This window comes from Microcoleus sp. LAD1_D5 (assembly GCF_036702115.1).
Classification (GTDB): Bacteria; Cyanobacteriota; Cyanobacteriia; order Cyanobacteriales; family Microcoleaceae; genus Microcoleus.
In genome coordinates this window covers 1-1,173 of sequence record NZ_JAUBSA010000186.1, presented here as the reverse complement: position 1 = coordinate 1,173, position 1,173 = coordinate 1, and the positions used below count along the sequence as shown (strand labels likewise).

The 1,173-nt window shown below is 42.0% G+C and carries 2 pseudogenes; both read left to right on the top strand.

Features of this window, described 5'->3' with window-relative positions:
* Positions 1 to 75 precede the first annotated feature (75 nt).
* Positions 76 to 514, top strand: a pseudogene (locus QUA70_RS28470) (ISKra4 family transposase); the annotation flags it as partial.
* 184 nt (positions 515 to 698) lie between these two features.
* Positions 699 to 1,067 (top strand): annotated as a pseudogene (locus QUA70_RS28735) (DUF3987 domain-containing protein); the annotation flags it as partial.
* Positions 1,068 to 1,173: the final 106 nt, after the last annotated feature.

Below are 1,173 nucleotides of genomic sequence, written 5' to 3'. Positions count from 1 at the left end.
AAGCCCTTCAAGTGGACTTATAAGGGTAAAGTATTAGCGGTTTAGTGGGTATTCTATTTTCGCCGAGCTGTACTAGTGACTTGTTTGGGTGATGGACATGACGGAATTTGGAATCTGATCGGTAAATTCAATCCGGATGGTAATCGCCGAGAAATTTTAGACTGGTATCATTTAGTAGAAAATCTGTACAAAGTAGCAGGGTCTAGGAAACGGCTGTCTAAAGCCAAAGAATTGTTGTGGCTATCGCGGTATAGATGAAACCATGAAGTTGTTTGAGTTATGCAGTAGTCGTCAGACTACTAACTTCTGTAAATATCTCACAAAACATCGGAATCGAATTGTCAACTATCAACTCTTATCCAGCCAAAATATTTGTTCTATTGGGTCGGGAGCAGTGGAATCATTAGTCAAACAGATTGATAGAAGATTGAAGATTTCCGGCGCTCAGTGGTGTCGTGAAAATATTAATCAAATGCTCAAACTTAGGTGTGCTTACTTGAATGAATTAATCTAGAATATAGACACCTTTTCTATATTTTTCTTCCCAACTCCCATACTTTAAATACTCCTCTCTCGCCAGTTCGGTTAGCTTGCGGGCGACAACTTTTCCGTTCTATCATGTAGCGCAGGGCGAAAAATTTTGGCTCATATCATACTTTTAATCATTTACAAAACCGGGATGCTCCCCCGACGAACTTGCAGGATTTTTTAATTCAGCAAACCAATACCGTAGCGGCAAGGGTAGCGACAAAGAGGACTTACTTGAAGCCTGGAGCGGTAATGGTGCTGTAGTAGCGCGTGCGGCTGGAACTACCGTCAATGTCGGGGCAGTATCGCTGTCTATTTATGGAAATATTCAGCCAAAGGTTTTAGCACCCTTTCTCGGAGACGGTAGCGACAATAACGGAACCTTTGCTCGATTTGATTTTGTGCAGCAGCCCCCGGCGTTAACTCAGATAACTTTGGGTTTACCTTCCATAGACATAACTCCAATGCTGCAAGCACTCTACGAAAAGATGGATGCCAGCCCGGTAATGGAGTTTGATACCATTTTTTTAAAGATGTGATAGAGATAAAGAATGTAAAATCCAAGACTATCCGGTGAGAAAACCAATGACGCTCACGGTGAAAGATGCCAAAATTTCCTTGACTTTTGTGCGGAGTTCGTCAAGA